We start from the raw sequence: 17,251 nt of genomic DNA on the forward strand, positions 1-17,251 counted from the left end.
GAGTATGACGAAGCACCCGGTGTATGAGATGCCCTTCGGCAAGGTCTACCCGCATTATGTGACCAAGGCCGAGCGCAAGAATCGGACACAGGCTGAGGTGGATCAGATCATCTGCTGGCTCACCGGCTATTCGCCTGAGCAGCTGGCCGAGCAGCTGGCGGCGGGGACCAGCTTCGAAGCATTTCTCGGGCAGGCGCCTGAGCTGAACCCGAACCGCTCTCTGATCACTGGTTCGGTGTGCGGGGTGAAGGTCCAGGAGGTTCCGGAGGAGACGATGCGGGAGATCCGACGGCTGGACAAGCTGATTGATGAGCTGGCCAAGGGCAAGGCTATGGAGAAGATCCTGCGTGGGTGAGCCCTCCGGTGCGGGCCGCATCGAGCACGTTGATGTGGTGGTGATCGGTGCGGGGCAGGCTGGGCTGTCTGCGGGGCATCATCTGCAGCGCACTGATCTGGATTTCGTGGTGCTGGATGCCGAGGACGCCCCGGGCGGGGCGTGGCAGCACCGGTGGGAGTCGCTGCGCATGGGGACCGTCAATGGGATCTTCGGCCTTCCCGGCTTCCCCACTCCGCCTTTGGACGATGCTGAGCCCAGCCGCAGTGCGGTTCCTCGATACTTCGCTGACTTTGAGGACGATCGGAAGCTGCCCATCCGGCGGCCGGTGAGGGTCAGTCGCGTCGAGGAGGCGGCTGAGGGCCGGCTGCGGGTGCACGCCGATGCCGGTGTCTGGGTCACCCGGGCGGTGATCAACGCCACCGGGACATGGAACAACCCGGTGCTGCCCCAGTATCCCGGCACCGAGAGCTTCGCCGGCCGACAGATGCACACCCGGGACTATGTCTCCGCCGAGGAGCACGCCGGGCATCGAGTCGCCGTGGTCGGCGGCGGGATCTCTGCTGTGCAGCTGCTCACGGAGATCTCCCGCCATGCCACCACGTTCTGGTACACCCGGCGCGAGCCCGTCTTCCGGGAGGAGGGATTCCGCCCGGAGGTGGAGGGCCGGGAGACTATCGAGAGGGTCACCGCCGCTGCGGAGGCGGGCCTGCCGACCCAGAGCATCGTCTCCTACACCGGCCTGGTCTGGTCTGCCGAGGCCCGCGAGGCCGCCGCACGCGGGGCCCTGGACCGGCGACCCATGTTCACCGGCATCGAGCCCCACGGTGTGCGGGAGGCCGACGGCACGCTCACCACCGTGGACACCATCCTGTGGGCCACCGGATTCCGGCCGTCGCTGGAGCACCTGGCACCGCTGAACCTGACCAACGAGCAGGGAGGAATCGCTGTGCGCGGCACCGAAGTCCGTGCCGATCCGCGCATCCACCTGATCGGCTTCGGACCCTCCCAGTCCACCGTGGGCGCCAACCGGGCAGGACGGGCCGCAGTGGGGGCTCTGAAGCGACGCCTGGCCGGCAGCCCGCAGTCTCTGCATAGAGTGTGAGCTACAGGCCCTGCCCTGCGTCCCAGAGGCGTTCGGAGGTGCCCGCCAGCAGGCCGTCCAACGAGGTGGCCTGCGCGTCCGTCAGCGAGGCCACATAGTCGATGATGCCGCGGCCCTGGGCCTTGCGCAGCAGGCTGGGCTCATCGACCGCGTCGAGCAGCTCCGGGGACTCCCGGCGCAGGGTGAGCATGTCCTGAGCAGCCAGCTCCACCAGATCCAGCAGACGGCGGGGAGCGCGTGAGGCGTCGTCCTCATCCTCCAGCCATGCCGAGAAGCCCAGCACCAGGCGTTCGATCAGGCGGGCCTGGCCGCGTTGGTAGACGGTCAGGTCAGCCCGCCCGAGGATGAAGCGCTGATGGAGGAACTTCAGCACCGCCACCTCGTGCCAGGCCTGCTGGTTCAGGTTCACATGGCCTGAGCGGACATTGGGCTCAGCGTGCAGCTCCACCGAGCTCTGCAGGTGGGTGATCCACTCAGCGGTGAACGTCGCCAGCGACCGCTCCGCCTCCCGCGAGCCGTCGAAGGGCGACATCAGCAGCCCCTCCACCACATCTTCGGAGACCCTTTCGACCGCGGCGAGGAAGGCATCCCCGTCGGCGATCCACGGGTCCTTGCGGTGCAGCTGCCGCCACAGCAGCTCCAGACCCCGTCCCGGGGTGTGCGAGACGCGCCGCAGCTGACCCTCCGAGGCCGCGGAGAGCTCCGCGCGCGTTTCCTTCCACGCACTGAACTCCGCCGAGATCGCCGTCTGGTTCAGCAGACCGGCCCGGTAGAAGTCATCCAGGTCATGCAGCGAGTAGGCGATGTCATCGGCGGTGTCCATCACCGAGCACTCCACCGTCTGCTGAAGCTCCCCGATGCCCGGGTAGGCCGCCCGGGCCTGACGCATGCTGTGCAGATCCAGCGTGTAGACGGCGAACTTTCTGGCACCAGCGCCGTTGGGATCCGGGGACAGGCCCTGCGGCGTCTGCGGGCCGCCCGGACGCCCGAACCCCTCAGCACGTATCCACGGGTACTTCAGCACTGCCGAGCGCACTGCCGCGGTGAGGTTCAGCCCCGCCCCGTCACGGTCGTACTCATCCAGTCGCGTCAGGATTCGGAAGGACTGGGCGTTGCCCTCGAAGCCCTCAGCCAGGCCGAAATGTCCGCGAGCCAGGCGGTCCAGCGCCAACTCCCCCAAATGGCCGAAGGGCGGGTGCCCCACATCATGGGCGCAGGCCGCGGCCTGGACCACCGCCGGGTTGCAGCCCCCCAGCGACTCCAGCAGCTCACCGGCGCGTCCGCCCTCCGCCGACAGGCCCACCGCGATCGCCCGGGCCACTGCGGCCACCTTCAGCGAGTGGGTGAGCCGATTGTGGATGGCCATGCCCGCCCCCGTCTGCGAAATCACCTGAGTGACCGCCGAGAGACGGGAGAAGTACGGGGAGAACCGGATCCGCTCCAGATCCGCACGGAAGTCCGGCGAGCGCTCCAGCTGCTGGGAGGCGTCGAGAGTCTCCGGGACGCTGCGCGCAGTGCGCGGATCGTAGGCGGGGGCGGCGCTCATGGACACCACCCTAAGCGCAGGGCGCAGGCCCGCCTGTTCGAACCTTCCCCGCAGGACTTACACTCTATTCGAAAGTATGTTCGAACAGGAGGTGCCTTCGGATACCGTGCGCTTCACCCACCTGCACGCCTGCAGCGTGTTCTCCGCACACCACGGCACCGCCCGGCCCGAAGAGCTGGTCCAGGCCGCGGCGGACCATGGCGCCCCCGCAGCCGCCATCACCGACAGGGACGGCCTCTACGGGTCCGTCCGCCACATCCGGGCCTGCATCGAAGCGGGCCTGGCCCCCATCGTGGGAGTCAGCCTCCAGGTGCGCGAGAAGCCCCGCAAGGGCGCCGCAGAGGCTGCGCCCACCGAAGTGACAATCCTGGCCCACGGCCGCAACGGCGGCGCCGGCTGGGCCGGACTGGCCCGACTGGTCTCCTCCGCCCACGCACCCAAACGCGGAGCCCGACGCCGCACCTCCGCCCGCCACGGCTCCGCCCACCGTGAAGCATTCATCGACAAGCGCCGACCCGCGGTCTTCCTGCAGGACGACTCAGGCCCCACCGGCACCGTGCTGCTGGGACCCCACTCCGATGTGGGCCACGCCGTCCTGGCCGCAGACATGCCCGCCGCGCAGAAGCTGCTCAGCCAATGGTGCGACCTGCTGCCCGGAGGCGTGGCCGTAGAGGTCGTCTGCCACAGCACCCAGCCCGGCCAGTCGGCAAGCATGCAGCACGCCGCGGACATGCTGAGCCTGGCCCACACCTGCGGAATCCCGGCAGTGCTGACCAACGCGGTGCGCTACCTGCAGCCCGACGACGCCCTCACCGGCGACGTGCTCGACGCCGCCGCGCACCTGCTGCCCCTGGGAAGCTTCGCCCCCCAGCCCAACGGGCAGGCATGGCTGAAGCCGCCCGAGACGATGCACCAGCTTGCCTTCGCCCTGGCTGAGCACGCCGGCCTGCGCCGAGAGCAGGCCGTGGACATGCTCTCCGCCACCGAGCGCCTCGCCCAGACATGCCAGCTGGACCCCGAGACCGACCTGCGGTGGCGCCACCCCAAGGTCCCCGAGCTGGAGATCCTCGGCATCGCGGACGACCCCGCCGACGTGCTGGCCCGCCGATGCCGATCCGCGCTCGCCGAACGCTACCCGCACGCCGCCGGCCAGGAGCTCACGGACCTCAACGAACGCCTCGACATGGAGCTGGGCACCATCGGCGCCTTCGGCTTCAGCACCTACTTCCTGGCCGTCGCAGACACGGTCGACATGATCCGCGACATGGGGGTGCGCGCCCAGGCCCGAGGCTCCGGCGCCGGAAGCCTGGTGACCTACCTGCTGCGCATCTCCAACGTGGACCCGGTGGAGCATGACCTGCTGTTCGAACGGTTCCTGGGCAGCAAGCGCAGCACCCTGCCGGACATCGACGTCGACATCGAATCCGCCCGCAGGCACGAGGTCTACCACGCGATCTTCGAACGCTACGGCCACGATCGGGTCACCCTGCTCTCCATGCAGAACCGCTACCGCGCCCGCGGCGCGGCCCGTGACGCAGGCCTGGCCCTGGGCATGGAGGAGCATCGCATCGACCAGATCGCCGAGAGCCTCTGGCGGTTCAACGCCCGCGAATTCCGGCAGGTCCTGGACTCCAAGCCTGAGCTGCGCGACATCGCCGAGCTGGTCTCCGCAGAACCCCAGGTGGACCTGCTGGTGGACCTCACCGAACGCCTCGACCGACTGCCCCGACACATCTCCATGCACTCCTGCGGAGTGATCCTCGGCGACGAGGGGCTGCTCTCCACCACACCCACCCAGCCCTCCGGCATCGGGCTGCCGATGAGCCAGTTCGACAAGGACGACATCGATGACATGGGGCTGCTGAAGCTCGACGTCCTCGGGGTACGGATGCAGTCGACCCTTGCCTACGCGGTCGACGAGATCCAACGCATCAACGGCCCGGCAGCCGTCGTGGAGGGCGGCCTGGCTCCAGATGCCCCCTACATCTCCCCCGAGGGCCGCATCGACCTGGACTCACTGCCCAAGGACGATGAGGCCACCTTCGCGGCGATCCGCACCACCCACACCCTGGGGATGTTCCAGATCGAATCCCCCGGCCAGCGGGAGCTCATCGGCAAGCTGCAGCCGGACCGCTACGAGGACCTCATCGCCGACATCTCCCTGTTCCGACCGGGTCCGATGAAGGCAGACATGGTCACCCCCTTCGTGGAGCGCAAGCACGGCTTCCGCGGGATCGACTACCTCCACCCGCGCTTCGCGCCCTTCCTGCAGGACTCCTACGGGGTGGTGCTCTACCACGAGCATGTGCTGCGGATCCTCGCCGACACCATGCGCATCTCCCTGGCTGAGGCCGACGAGCTGCGCCGCCGGATGGAGAAGGACGCCGAGCAGATCGAAGGCGAGTTCAGGGAGCGCACCGCCCAGAACACCGACGAGGACAACAACCGCATCTTCAGCGACGCCGACATCGACAGGCTCTGGAAGGCTCTGCGCAGCTTCGGCAGCTTCGGGTTCTGCAAAGCTCACGGCGCAGCATTCGCCCTGCCCACCTACCAGTCCGCCTGGCTGAAGACCCACTATCCGGTGGAGTTCCTCACCGCCATCTTCGAGCACGACCCCGGCATGTACCCCCGTCGGCTTCTGATGGCCGAAGCTCGCCGCATGCTCATCCCCCTGCTGGGCATCGACATCAACGCCTCAGACGCCGGATACCGCACCGAGCGGATCACCGCCGAGGAGAAAGGCATCCGGCTCGGCCTCCGCGACATCCGCGGCATCAGCGACGCCGAGATCACCCGCATCATCGAACACCGCCCCTTCACCTCCATCTACGAGGTCTATCAGCAGGCTCGCCCCTCCCGAGCCCTGATGATGCGGCTGGCGAAGCTCGGCGCATTCGACAGCCTCAGCGCCGAAGACCACACCAGCACCCGCGGCAGCATCATCACCTACGTGCGGCAGCTGACAGCCGCCCCCCGCAGAAGCAGCGCAGCCCCGCATGACCCCTCCCAGCCCCAGCTCTTCGAGGAGGCGGCCCTCATGGACGCCTCCGTGCCCGACCCCACCGCCGGAGAACGCACCGCAGATGAGCTCCAGGAGCTCTCCTCAGAGATCAGCGAACACGTCATCGAGACCTACCGGCCCATGCTGCAGGAGCTCGGCGTCACCGCCGCCGCAGAGCTGCGGCATACCCGCAACAACACAGAGGTGCTCGTCGCCGGAATCCGAGTGGCCACCCAGACCCCGCCGATGCGCTCGGGGAAGCGAACGGTATTCATCAGCCTCGACGACGGCACAGGCTGTGCCGACACCACGTTCTTCGAGGACGCGCAGGAAGCGGCCGGCCCCCTGCTGTTCGGCACCCGCCTGATGATCATCCGCGGACGCATCCGCCGCACCGGCGCCCGAGGAGTCTCCCTGCAGGCCGAAGAGGCCTGGGACCTTAAGCACATGTGGAACGAATGGCAGCGCAGCGGCACACCCTTGTGAGATTCACAGTTTTCTCACATAAAACAAGATAACAGGTTGATAACAGCCCTCCATCCCCGTGATTCCGGGCTTCTTGTCCACTTTTATCGCATCGTGGGTGGTTTGACGCAATCGAATTGAGACATTTGAATGGTCTCCGAACAACTCGTGACCTGGGTGTGACCCAGGCCTTCCCATCCCGTTCACTCGTTGAAGGAAACAAAGAACAACTATGCAGACTTCTCAGCACTCCACATTCAAGAGGGTCATCGGCGGAGGCATTGCCGCAGCCGCCATCTCCGGCGGAGCAATCGTGGCCCAGGCGCCCGTGGCCAACGCCCAGAGCGACTGGGACCGCCTCGCTGAGTGCGAGTCCGGCGGAAACTGGTCCATCAACACCGGCAACGGCTTCTACGGCGGCCTCCAGTTCATGAAGCAGACCTGGGACTCCATGGGCGGCCAGCAGTACGCCGAGTACCCCCACCAGGCCAGCCGTGCGCAGCAGATCGCCGTGGCCACCGAGCTTCAGGCCCAGGCCGGATGGGGCCAGTGGCCCGCATGCTCCGCCAGCCTCGGCCTCTCCGGCTCCCCCAGCGGCGGCGGCGGCAGCCCAGCTCCCTCCGACAACGGCGACTCCTCCAACGGTGGCGGCCAGAGCCAGCAGCAGGCTCCCCAGCAGCAGGAGCAGCAGTCCGCTCCTCAGCAGCAGGAGCCGCAGCCCGAGCCCCAGCCGCAGCCCGAGCCGGAGCCGCAGCCCGAGACACAGCCTCAGCCGGAGCCGCAGCCTGAGCCAGAGACCCAGTCCAACGGCTACTCCGCGGCATACTCCGCTGAGCCGAACACTGACGTTGAGGTCTCGGACGAGACCTACACCATTCAGTCAGGCGACACACTGGCCGACATCGCCGACGAGCTCGGTGTGGACTGGACCGACCTGTGGGGCGCCAACACCGACCAGGTCGAGGACCCTAACCTCATCTTCGTCGGCGACGAGCTGAAGCTCCCCGTCACCCAGGGCTGATCACCGCAGCCACTGCCCCGGCCACCACAGCCAGGGCCACCTTCTCCCACCTCCGTGGTGCTCTCCTGCCGATGAGCAGACGCGAGAGCACCACGGAGCCGGAGAGGTACACCAGCACCAAACCCAGGCCCACCGGGCCTTCAGGCCAGGGGGCCAATGCCTGCGGCAGGCCCGCAGCAGTGCGGCCGATCACCGCAATGCCCGCGGCCGGGAACCCCGCAAGCCACAGCAGCGCATGACTCAGCCACGGCACGGCCGTGGACAGCACGGCTGCCAGCGTCCCCGGAACAGTGACAAAGGGCAGCAGCGGACCAGCAGCAATGTTGGCCGGGATGCTGTAGGTGTTCACCCCGGCTGCGATCGGCAGAAGCACAGGGGTCACGAAGAGCTGCGAGGACGCCGCCAGGGCCAAGGGCCCGGCGAGGATGACCGGCATACGCTGCTCGAAGATCTCCTTCATCGGCTGCCCCGTCAGCACAATCCCAGCTGTGGCGGTGACGCTGAGCTGGAATGCAGGCTCCGTGCTGAAGTACGGGTCATAGAGCAGCAGCGCCACCACGCACAAGCACAGCAGCGCAGACGAGGCCCTCCCCCTTCCGGCGAAGACCGCCATCGCACCGATGCTGCCCATGACCGCTGCGCGGATCACACTCGGCGCAGGCTGCACCAGCAGCACAAAGAGGACCAGGCCCACCACGATCAGCACCGGTGAGCACCACCTGGGCATCCGGCACAGGCGAATCAGCCCCAGCAGCGCACCCACTATCAGCGAGCAGTGCGTCCCTGACACCACCGTCATATGCGACAGCCCCGAGGTGTACATCGCCTCCGCAAGCTCCTCGTCCATCGCGGTGCGATCTCCCAGTATGACGCCCGGCAGCAGCCCGGCGGCGTCCCCCACCGTTCCAGCCGAGGCATCCTTCGTCGCCGAACGCAGGTCATTGAACACCCCGGTGAAGCGCGACCACCGATCCTCCGGCAGGCGGTCCAGACCATCCCACTCGGGAAAGATCAGGGCTGTGGCCCTCTCCCCGGCGTCGGTGGGCGCCGTCCGCACCGTCCCGCCGTATCTCTGTCCGGCCTCGAACATCCAACTCGGATGAGCCCCGAAGGGAACCTGACTGATCAGCACAGTCTCGGCATTGACCTCTGTGAAGGCGTCCTGACCGGGCAGCTGAGCACGGTCCACCACTGCGCGCACCAATATGCGCTGCTGACCGCCCCAGCCCGGATCCGCAAGGGGCCTGACGTCTTCAGTGATCCTCAGAACCGCGTCCATCTCCGCGCGATCCTGAACCGCTGCATCCCAGCCGGACTCCTCATGCACTCCGATGATCGCAGCCGCCTGGGCGCACACCGCTGCCGCCAGCACTGCGCAGAACATCCATTGGACGCCGAAGGCACGGCCCCGGCCCTGCCCCAGGCTGAACGCCAGGACAGCCGCTGCTCCGCCCGTCCCTGCAGCGAGCCCGGCCAGCTGCCAGGCCCCTGCGGCAGGGAGATGCACCGCCGCCAAGGCGGCGGCGAATGCGACGACAGCTGCGGGCAGCAGGCGCAGGTCCAAGCTCGCGCGCGCAGCTCTTCCCTCCTTCAAAGATGGCGCGGCCGCGGCGTCACCAGGTGACGTCATCGGCGATATTCTCCAGAATCGCCGGCCCGATGCCGCTCACGCGGCCGATATCCTCCAGTGACTCGAACGCCCCGGTGCTTTCGCGGTGGGAGATGATCCGTTCGGCCAGGGCCGGACCGATGCCCGTCAGCTCCTCAAGCGTTGCCGCATCAGCGGTGTTGAGGTTGATCGGTCCGCCGCTGTCTCCCGTCACCGCCGGCGCGGCCGCGGCAGGCGGGGCGCCGCCCTCCTCCAGCTCTGCCTCGGTGGGGATCCACACGTGGCTGCCGTCCTCGGCCACCGCTGCGAGATTGACCCCGGCTGCAGCAGCCTCTTCGGTCATGCCGCCGGCGGAGTCCACCGCGTCCATCACGCGGGCGCCGGGCGGAAGCTCCACGACCTGGGGCTTCTTCACGGCCCCGCTGACGTGCACGACGACATCGTCCTGGGCCTCTTCGTTCGCCGAGACTCGGTCAGCCTCATGCTCGGAGGGGTGCTGGGCTTCAGGCGGGTCAGGGAGCTCCTCGGCTGAGGCATCCGCCCCCGACGGGGCGGACAGCCACGCGACCGCGAACCACGTGAGGATTCCCGACAGCACCACCAGCACCGCACCCAGCCGAAGCCGTACACGTGCCGGGGCCTGATGGGCCTCTGCCCTCTCAGCCCGCAGCCGATCACGCCGAGTGCTGAGGCGGTCCAGCTCGTCGTCATACTCGACCCCGATGCCATCACCGGGCTCCCGCGGCAGATCACTGATGCGCTCCATGGCCTCAGGCTAGGAAGCCCCGCCATGGCCGATGTCGCTGGGCGCGTGCATGTGAGCCTCTCGGAGTGCCCGACTGGCTGATGCATGACTCGGTGGAAGAAGGATGCCTCCTCACAGCCAGCGCGCGCCCCGTGCATATGAGAACGTATATGCAGAACGCGCGGGTAAGGCGCGCAGGAAAGGTGTTGATGCTAACCGGCAAGGAGATCGCGCAAGTCGCGGGAGTTTCTCAGGCCACGGTGTCCCGAGTCGTGCAGGGCTCCACGCGTGTCAGCGATGAGAGCAGAAGGCGCGTCGAAGAGGCGATGGCGACGTTCGGCTACGTGCCCAACGCCCAGGCACGAGCGATGCGCACGCAGCGCTCAGGAGCCATCGGGGTGGTTGCCGGCGAGTTCACCAACCCCTGGTATCCCGTCATGATGTACGCACTCAGCCGCGAGATCACGCAGGCCGGACTGCGAGTCAGCTTCTGGGTCTCAGACGGCGACAACAGCGAACAGGCAGCCATTGAGGCGATACGGTCCAAACTCATCGACGGTCTTGTCTTCACCACAGCCACGCGGGAATCGCAGTCGCTTCGAGCGGCCCTGGAGATGGGGCTGCCGGTCGTCCTGGTGAACCGCAGCCTCGAGGGCGTCACCAGTGACCGAGTCACCGGAGACAACCTTGCAGGAGGCGCGGCAGTGGCCGACTACTTCCTTGCTCATGGCAGAACCGACGCGGCCGTCGTCGGCGGAGGATCGTGGGCCAGCACAGGCCGCGAGAGGCGCGAGGGCTTCACGCAGCGCTTCGCCGAAGCTGGATTCCCACTGACGGAGGCCCACCAGCCCGAAACTCCATTCACCCACGACGCAGGCTTGGAAGCCGGCAGGGCTCTCCTCAGACAAGACCCTCCGCAGGCGGTCTTCTGCACCACAGACGTGGTGGCCTTCGGCGTGATCGATGCGGCGCTTGAGCACGGCCTCAGAGTCCCTGAGGACCTATGGGTCGCCGGCTACGACGATATCCCTATGTCAGCTTGGAAAGCGCTGAACCTCACCACGGTCCGGCAGCCGATCGACGAGATGGCTGAAGTGGCTCTGAAGATTCTTCTGAATCGGATAGGCGACAACGCAGCCCCCATTCAGCAGGAACGCTTCACTCCCGAGCTCGTGGTGCGCGGGTCCACCAGCCACATGCCCACCACCCCCGATGGCTGACGACGGCGCGGCACGACAGACCGCACTCCGGACGGGATGTGGGTCTGTTCGGGGAGGGGGTCAGTCGGTGAGCAGCTCGAAGTCCAGACGCTGCTGGATCTCCTCGGCGCTGAGACCGTAGGCCTGGCGCAGCCTGACCCCAGCCTCTTCGATGTGGAAGACCCCATGATCGGTATAGACCCGACTCACACACCCCAGCCCCGTAGCCGGATACCCCAGCTGCGGAACAATCTTCGCCGTGCCGTCCTTGGCGAAGAGGCTCATCATCACAAACACATCCTTAGCCCCTATCGCCAGATCCATCGCACCGCCCACCGCAGGAATCGCATCCGCAGCACCGGTGGACCAATTGGCCAGATCCCCACCAGCAGAGACCTGAAAAGCACCCAGCACGCACACATCCAAATGCCCCCCACGCATCATCGCGAAGGAATCAGCATGATGGAAATAGCTGGTCCCGGGCAGCTCAGTGACCGGGATCTTTCCCGCATTGATCAGATCACCATCGACCTCATCCCCCTGCGCCGCCGGACCCATCCCCAACATCCCATTCTCAGTATGCAGAGTCACCCCCTGCTCCGGCGTCAGATAGTCCGACACCGTCGTGGGCTGGCCGATCCCCAGATTCACATACGAACCCGCCGGAATATCAGCCGCCACCAACTCAGCCAACTGCTGCCGTGAGAGCTTCTCGTCATATCGTGCGGTGATCATCCTTGGAGTCTTCCTTCCTTGCTCGCGGCCTCACCGGACGCGGTGGGCACCTCCACCACAGTGTCCACATAGATACCGGGAGTAATGACGTTCTCAGGATTCAGCGACCCGGCGGGAAGCACCTTCTCCACCTGGACCACCGTATGCTCAGCAGCTGCGGCCATCACAGGACCGAAATTTCTGGCGGTCTTGCGGTAGGTGAGGTTTCCGCGCTCATCGGCCGCAAAAGCCTTGATCAGCGCCAGGTCCCCCCGGAGCGGGTGCTCCAGCACGTAGTTCACACCGTCGATCCGGCGCGTCTCCTTGCCCTGCGCCAACGTGGTCCCATAGCCGCTCGGGGTGAAGAAGGCCCCGATGCCCGCACCCGCTGCGCGCAGCCGCTCCGCCAGATTGCCCTGGGGAACAAGCTCCAGCTCAATCCGACCAGCCCGGTAGGCCTCATCGAAATGCCACGAATCCGACTGCCGCGGAAACGAACAGATGATCTTCCCCACCCGAGACTCCTTGATCAGCAGCGCCAACCCCGCATCACCCTGACCGGCATTGTTGCTCACCACCGTCAACTCCTCAGCGCCAGAGTCCAGCAGCGCATCAATCAGCTCATGAGCCTGCCCAGCATTGCCGAACCCGCCCAAAAGCACCGTCGCCCCATCACCGACTCCAGCCACAGCCTCAGTCGGTGAGGCAGCAATTCTCATTGTCATAGGTGTCACGCACTCCCGAATTGTCAGTTGGTGTTCTCGAGGACTATGGCCAATCCCTGCCCCACACCGATGCAGAGAGTGGCTACCCCCCAACGCGCTCCGGTGTGCTGCATCCGGGCAGCCAGGGTAGACAGGCAGCGCACGCCGGAAGCGCCCAGCGGGTGGCCCACAGCGATGGCGCCGCCCCACGCGTTGACGATGGTGGGGTCGATGTCCCAGGCCCTGATGCAGGCCAGCGACTGCGCGGCGAACGCCTCGTTGAGGTCTACCGCCTCGACGTCCGCCCAGGTGATGCCAGCATGCTCGAGAGCCCTGTTCGAGGCCTCGACAGGCGCATAGCCGAAGTACTGGGGCTCATTGGCAGCCGCGCCCCAGCCGGCGATGCGAGCCTTTGGCTTCAGGCCCAGCTTCTCACCGCCGGCCTCCGATCCGATCCACGCAGCCGAGGCGCCGTCATTCATGGGAGAGGCGTTTCCGGCCGTCACCGTGCCGTCCTCCTTGCGGAAGACGGTCTTCAGCCCGGCCAGCGCCTCCGGCGTGGTATCCGAGCGGATCGTCTCGTCCTGGGTCAGGTCAGCACCAGGGACCTGAACGGTGAGCTCGTCATAGTGCCCGTCCTCCCAAGCCTGAGCTGCCAGCCGGTGAGACGCCGCTGCGAACTCGTCCATGTCCTCTCGGACGATCCCGTACTTCTCCCGAAGCTGCTCGGTGGCCTCACCCAACGAGACCGTCCACTCCGCAGGCATTCGAGAGTTGATGAGACGCCAGCCCAAGGAAGTGTTGGTCAGCTCAAGGTTCTTCATGGGGAAGGGCCTCTCCGTCTTCGGCAGCACCCACGGCGCCCGAGACATCGACTCCACACCCCCCACCAGCACAGCCTCACTCTCGTCGAGCTTCACCTGGCGGGCCGCTTGGATCGCTGCGTCGAGGGAGGAGCCGCACAGACGATTCACCGTACTGGCCGGAACCGACATCGAACCCCCGGCCAACAGCCAGGCCATGCGAGCGACATTGCGGTTCTCCTCGCCTGCGCCGTTGGCGTTGCCGAAGATCACCTCGCCGACGACTTCTCCGGACGTTCCGGCGCTGATGCCGGGCGCGCGGCTGACCAGAGTGCTGATCACCAGCTCCGCGAGGTCATCCGGACGCACCCCCGACAGGGCCCCGCCCATCTTGCCGAAGGGGGTGCGCACACCGTCGAACACAAACGCCTCAGTCATCTGGAGCGCTCCTCCTTCATCGTCGTCGAACTGCTTGTCGTTGCCTCAGAGCATTCGTCCCAGCGAGCTTTCTCTATTCGCTGCTGAGGAAGTCAGCCACAAATGCCGTATTGAACCTGCCGCTGCGGAAGACCTCACTGTCGAGGATCGCAGCGTGCAGAGCTGCGGTGGTCGTAATGCCTTCGACGTGCATCTCGTTCAGGGCCCGAAGCGCCCGAGATATCGCTTCGTCGCGGTCGTTTCCCCACACGATCAGCTTCCCGATCATCGAATCGTAGAAGGGGGGAATCGTGTACCCGCTCTCCACATGCGAATCCAGACGAACCCCGAAGCCGCCGGGCGCCCGGAAGGTCTCAATCCGTCCAGGGCTGGGCCTGAAGCCTTCAGCAGGATCCTCAGCATTGATGCGGCATTCGATGGCATGGCCTCGGATGCTGATGTCCTCCTGGGCGAACGGCAGCGGGTTTCCTGCAGCGATCTCCAGCTGAAGCTTGATGAGATCGATGCCGGAGACCATCTCCGAAACGGGGTGCTCGACCTGGATCCGCGTATTCATTTCGATGAAATAAAATTGGCGCTCTATGTTGTCGAAGACGAACTCAACTGTTCCCGCGTTCCTGTAGGCGACCTCCCGGCACAGGGCCACCGAGGCCGCTGCCAGCTGCTCCCTCAGCTGCGGATCAAGGACCGGGGAAGGGGCCTCCTCCACCAGCTTCTGATTGCGCCGCTGCGCGGTGCAGTCACGCTCGCCGAAATGAACCGTCGAATCACCGTCCGACATCACCTGAATCTCGATGTGACGGATATCAGTGAGGTACCGCTCGAGATAGACGGAACGATCCCCGAAGGCAGTCTCCGCCTCCGACATGATCTGAGCGAGATCGCTCTCGAGCGTCTCAGCAGACTCGACAACGCGCATGCCTCGTCCGCCGCCTCCGGCGGACGCCTTGATCAGGAGCGGATACCCGACGTCCCGGGCGACCGCTACGGCCTGATCATAGTCATCGATGGCACCGTCGGAGCCCGGAACAACAGGGACGCCTGCCCTGCGGGCAATCTTCTTGGCTTCGATCTTGTCGCCCATGCTGCGGATGATGCTTGCGGCAGGTCCCACAAAGCCCACACCCTCGGCCTCGCACATTTCGACGAAATCCGGCTTCTCGGACAGAAAGCCGTATCCGGGGTGGATGGCATCGACTTTGTAGGCCAGCGCCGCACTGATGATGGCACGGGGGTCCTGATAGCTCTTCGCCGAGCTGGCGGGCCCGATGCAGACGGCCTTGTCCGCGAGCTTCACGGCAAGCGTGTCCCGATCGGCTTCGGAGTATGCAACGACGCTGGTCACGCCGAGCTCCTGACAGGCCCGAACGATGCGCAGGGCGATCTCCCCGCGATTTGCGATCAGTACGCTGCTGAGCTGCTTATGAGTCACGCGTGATCACCACCAGGGGCTGACCGAACTCGACCGCCTGGTTGTTCTCCACGAGGATCTCCGAAACGACTCCCTCGACCCCGGCTTCCACGTTGTTCATCAGCTTCATGACTTCAAGGATGCACAGCACCGAATCAGCGGACACTCGATCGCCGACCTTCACGAACGGCTCAGCTCCTGGGCTCGGAGCCTCATAGAACGTGCCGACCATGGGTGCTGTGACCGTCACCTCGTCCGCACCTCGCTCGGTCGACGCCGGTGCCGGTGGGGCGGAGGCCGGCCCAGCATCCTCCGTGGGTGCGGCAGCGGGAGGGGCCTGGTTGGCCGTCGAGCTCGCCGCCGGTGCTGATGGGGCCGCGGCCTGGGCATCGGGCGCAGACCCATGGCCGCTGTTCTCGTTGCGTGAGACGAAGAGCTCGACGTCGCCGTACTTGACGGACAGTTCGCGCACGTCAGAGGCGGTGTTCATCCACTCCACGAGCGCCTTCAGCTCTTTGATGTCAGGCTTTTCCAGAGTCATGCGTGGTTCTCTCCTTTGAGGATCGTTATTTTCAAGTCCCCGGCAGCGAGGCGATTCACTCCGGGTTTGGCGCTTTCGTTCAGGGTCTCCACCAGGTCCAGAAGCGGCATTGGAGCCTGTTCGCCGCTGCGACCCTCGGCCACAGCGGCCTTCATGTCGTCGACCTGGCTTCCCGCAAACATCGCCCGCAGCAGATGCAGATCTGTGGACTCTTCCGGGAAGCGGCCAGCGATCGCATCGAGCATCGGCTGAGGCTCCGAAGGCTCGAGGGGAATGTCCGAGGCGCCGTTCTCCACGATCTTCCGGTGGATCTCGGGATCGATATCGGTGAGCAGCTTGCCGTAGTAGCCCAGCGCGTACTTCTTGATCTCGTTGGGGACCATCTTGTACCGCTCACCGCTGGCCACATTCATAGCCGCCTGGGTTCCTACGAACTGGGCGAAGGGGGTGATCATGATCGGATAGGCCAGCTCGGCCCGCACCCGGGCAATTTCGATCAGCAGCTCCTCGTACCTGTCCTCCAGGCCGGCGGTCGCCAGCTGCGAACGGAAGTTGGACAGCATTCCGCCCGGTGTTTGGTGCATGAAGTGCATGCCGTTGTACTCAACGGGCTCCCCGACGGGCTTGCCCTCAGCCTCAGCAATCGACCGCAGTGTGTCGCTGATGCGGCTGACGGCTGCGTCATCCACGTTGACTCTGTAGCCCAGGGCGCGAAGATCCCGCGTGACGTTCTGCACAGAAGGCTGGCCGTTGCCCGCAGCCAAGGGCGCCACGGACAGGTGCAGGGAATCTGCACCTGCCTCTGCGGCCTCCAGGCACACCAGAGGAGCGAGCCCAGTGAGCGAGTGCGTGTGGACTTCCAGCGGACGCTCGCCCATGACTGCCTTCAGGGCGGGGACAAGGGACCGAATGCGTTCGGGCGTCAGGAGCCCTCCAGCGTCCTTGAGCATAATTCGGTCGACGTCGGCCTTCTCAATGAGCTCCTGCGCCTTGGAGACGAACAGCTCATCGGTGTGAACGGGGCTTTCGCTGAAGGACACGGCACCGAAGGTCTCTGCGCCGAGCTCCTTGGCGCGTCGCAGTCCCGGCGCAATGTTGTCCACATCATTGAGGCCGTCGAACGAGCCGATGACCCGGAATCCGTTGGCGTAGAGACGTTCGACCCAGGCGGTGATGACATCATCGGGCAGGAAGTCGAATGCCGCAATGTTCTTGGACCGGATCAGCGCTCGAAACTTCGTGTTCGGGGCCAGCTCATGGGCTTTTCGCACGCGCTCCCAGGGATCCTCCTGGAGATAGCGAACGGCGACATCGAACTGAATCGGAGCCATGAGGTCCACATGTTCGTAGCCTGCAGCATCGAATTCTGCTGCCAAGTCGACGATGTGCTCGGTCCTCATTCGAGTAGCCCATAAACTCTGGTGACCATCTCTCAAAGTGGTGTCGATGATCTTTATTTCTCGTTCGCTGTTCGGTGGTCGCCCACCGCCGCTCATCACGGAGGCAATGCTAGGAGTGTCTTGCGTCATCTTCGACCTCACTTCTGACCAACCACTGTGTTGGGACATCGTGCAAACGTATTCACCTCCATGAAATCGTACTCATACGCTGT

At 65.8% G+C, this 17,251-nt stretch carries 14 protein-coding genes; 5 read left to right on the forward strand and 9 right to left on the reverse strand.

Going from position 1 to position 17,251, the window contains the following annotated elements:
• Nucleotides 1-4: 4 nt before the first annotated feature.
• Together FS388_RS00205 and FS388_RS00210 are read left to right on the forward strand one after the other, a co-directional pair.
• Entirely contained in the window at nucleotides 5-355 is a 351-nt protein-coding gene (locus tag FS388_RS00205; RefSeq protein ID WP_146338465.1) for a DUF2200 domain-containing protein, read from the forward strand.
• Entirely contained in the window at nucleotides 348-1,439 is a 1,092-nt protein-coding gene (locus FS388_RS00210; protein ID WP_246836231.1) for an NAD(P)/FAD-dependent oxidoreductase, read from the forward strand. The genes FS388_RS00205 and FS388_RS00210 overlap by 8 nt, the downstream gene beginning before the upstream one ends.
• A gap of 1 nt (nucleotide 1,440) precedes the next feature.
• Here the strand turns inward: FS388_RS00210 and FS388_RS00215 are convergent, their stop codons facing one another.
• Complete coding sequence (locus FS388_RS00215; RefSeq protein WP_146338471.1) at nucleotides 1,441-2,985, reverse strand: deoxyguanosinetriphosphate triphosphohydrolase family protein; 1,545 nt, start codon at nucleotides 2,983-2,985, stop codon at nucleotides 1,441-1,443.
• A gap of 76 nt (nucleotides 2,986-3,061) precedes the next feature.
• Here FS388_RS00215 and FS388_RS00220 point away from each other — a divergent pair, with 76 nt between their 5' ends.
• Together FS388_RS00220 and FS388_RS13375 are read left to right on the forward strand one after the other, a co-directional pair.
• Nucleotides 3,062-6,475: a DNA polymerase III subunit alpha gene (locus FS388_RS00220; protein ID WP_246836232.1), complete on the forward strand. Its 3,414-nt coding sequence runs from the start codon at nucleotides 3,062-3,064 to the stop codon at nucleotides 6,473-6,475.
• A 211-nt stretch (nucleotides 6,476-6,686) separates the two neighbouring features.
• Complete coding sequence (locus FS388_RS13375; RefSeq protein ID WP_146338474.1) at nucleotides 6,687-7,475, forward strand: transglycosylase family protein; 789 nt, start codon at nucleotides 6,687-6,689, stop codon at nucleotides 7,473-7,475.
• On the opposite strand, the gene FS388_RS00230 is transcribed toward FS388_RS13375, so the two are convergent.
• Both FS388_RS00230 and FS388_RS00235 read right to left on the reverse strand, forming a co-directional pair.
• Nucleotides 7,462-9,105 (reverse strand): ComEC/Rec2 family competence protein, encoded by a 1,644-nt coding sequence (locus tag FS388_RS00230; protein WP_146338477.1) that lies wholly within the window; start codon nucleotides 9,103-9,105, stop codon nucleotides 7,462-7,464. The genes FS388_RS13375 and FS388_RS00230 overlap by 14 nt on opposite strands.
• Nucleotides 9,089-9,850: a helix-hairpin-helix domain-containing protein gene (locus FS388_RS00235; protein WP_146338480.1), complete on the reverse strand. Its 762-nt coding sequence runs from the start codon at nucleotides 9,848-9,850 to the stop codon at nucleotides 9,089-9,091. The genes FS388_RS00230 and FS388_RS00235 overlap by 17 nt, the downstream gene beginning before the upstream one ends.
• 188 nt (nucleotides 9,851-10,038) lie before the next feature.
• On the opposite strand from FS388_RS00235, the gene FS388_RS00240 reads away from it, so the two are divergent.
• Entirely contained in the window at nucleotides 10,039-11,049 is a 1,011-nt protein-coding gene (locus tag FS388_RS00240) for a LacI family DNA-binding transcriptional regulator (RefSeq protein ID WP_246836327.1), read from the forward strand.
• Between the two features lie 60 nt (nucleotides 11,050-11,109).
• Here FS388_RS00240 and FS388_RS00245 read toward each other — a convergent pair whose 3' ends face one another.
• From FS388_RS00245 to FS388_RS00270, 6 genes are all read right to left on the reverse strand, one after another.
• Nucleotides 11,110-11,763, reverse strand: a complete 654-nt coding sequence (locus FS388_RS00245) for a 3-oxoacid CoA-transferase subunit B (protein ID WP_146338486.1) — start codon at nucleotides 11,761-11,763, stop codon at nucleotides 11,110-11,112.
• Nucleotides 11,760-12,467, reverse strand: coding sequence for a 3-oxoacid CoA-transferase subunit A (locus tag FS388_RS00250; protein ID WP_146341793.1), 708 nt, complete (start codon nucleotides 12,465-12,467; stop codon nucleotides 11,760-11,762). The genes FS388_RS00245 and FS388_RS00250 overlap by 4 nt, the downstream gene beginning before the upstream one ends.
• A gap of 23 nt (nucleotides 12,468-12,490) precedes the next feature.
• A complete protein-coding gene (locus FS388_RS00255) occupies nucleotides 12,491-13,687 on the reverse strand; it encodes a thiolase family protein (RefSeq protein WP_146338489.1) in 1,197 nt (398 codons plus the stop codon).
• A gap of 73 nt (nucleotides 13,688-13,760) precedes the next feature.
• Nucleotides 13,761-15,119 (reverse strand): acetyl-CoA carboxylase biotin carboxylase subunit, encoded by a 1,359-nt coding sequence (gene accC / locus FS388_RS00260; protein WP_146338492.1) that lies wholly within the window; start codon nucleotides 15,117-15,119, stop codon nucleotides 13,761-13,763.
• Nucleotides 15,109-15,639, reverse strand: a complete 531-nt coding sequence (accB, locus tag FS388_RS00265; RefSeq protein WP_146338495.1) for an acetyl-CoA carboxylase biotin carboxyl carrier protein — start codon at nucleotides 15,637-15,639, stop codon at nucleotides 15,109-15,111. Before accB ends, accC begins: the two co-directional genes overlap by 11 nt.
• Nucleotides 15,636-17,207, reverse strand: coding sequence for a pyruvate carboxylase subunit B (locus tag FS388_RS00270; RefSeq protein ID WP_371708422.1), 1,572 nt, complete (start codon nucleotides 17,205-17,207; stop codon nucleotides 15,636-15,638). The genes accB and FS388_RS00270 overlap by 4 nt, the downstream gene beginning before the upstream one ends.
• Nucleotides 17,208-17,251 lie beyond the last annotated feature (44 nt).

The sequence above is a fragment of the Nesterenkonia sp. NBAIMH1 genome (genome assembly GCF_007922635.1).
GTDB lineage: Bacteria > Actinomycetota > Actinomycetes > Actinomycetales > Micrococcaceae > Nesterenkonia > Nesterenkonia pannonica.

Coding starts and splice junctions, on each gene's coding strand:
- FS388_RS00205 (WP_146338465.1), top strand. CDS start 5: ATGACGAAGCACCCGGTGTATGAGATGCCCTTCGGCAAGGTCTACCCG.
- FS388_RS00245 (WP_146338486.1), bottom strand. CDS start 11,763: ATGATCACCGCACGATATGACGAGAAGCTCTCACGGCAGCAGTTGGCT.
- FS388_RS13375 (WP_146338474.1), top strand. CDS start 6,687: ATGCAGACTTCTCAGCACTCCACATTCAAGAGGGTCATCGGCGGAGGC.
- FS388_RS00220 (WP_246836232.1), top strand. CDS start 3,062: ATGTTCGAACAGGAGGTGCCTTCGGATACCGTGCGCTTCACCCACCTG.
- FS388_RS00250 (WP_146341793.1), bottom strand. CDS start 12,467: ATGACAATGAGAATTGCTGCCTCACCGACTGAGGCTGTGGCTGGAGTC.
- accB (WP_146338495.1), bottom strand. CDS start 15,639: ATGACTCTGGAAAAGCCTGACATCAAAGAGCTGAAGGCGCTCGTGGAG.
- FS388_RS00230 (WP_146338477.1), bottom strand. CDS start 9,105: ATGACGTCACCTGGTGACGCCGCGGCCGCGCCATCTTTGAAGGAGGGA.
- FS388_RS00240 (WP_246836327.1), top strand. CDS start 10,039: ATGCTAACCGGCAAGGAGATCGCGCAAGTCGCGGGAGTTTCTCAGGCC.
- FS388_RS00255 (WP_146338489.1), bottom strand. CDS start 13,687: ATGACTGAGGCGTTTGTGTTCGACGGTGTGCGCACCCCCTTCGGCAAG.
- FS388_RS00270 (WP_371708422.1), bottom strand. CDS start 17,207: ATGTCCCAACACAGTGGTTGGTCAGAAGTGAGGTCGAAGATGACGCAA.
- FS388_RS00215 (WP_146338471.1), bottom strand. CDS start 2,985: ATGAGCGCCGCCCCCGCCTACGATCCGCGCACTGCGCGCAGCGTCCCG.
- FS388_RS00235 (WP_146338480.1), bottom strand. CDS start 9,850: ATGGAGCGCATCAGTGATCTGCCGCGGGAGCCCGGTGATGGCATCGGG.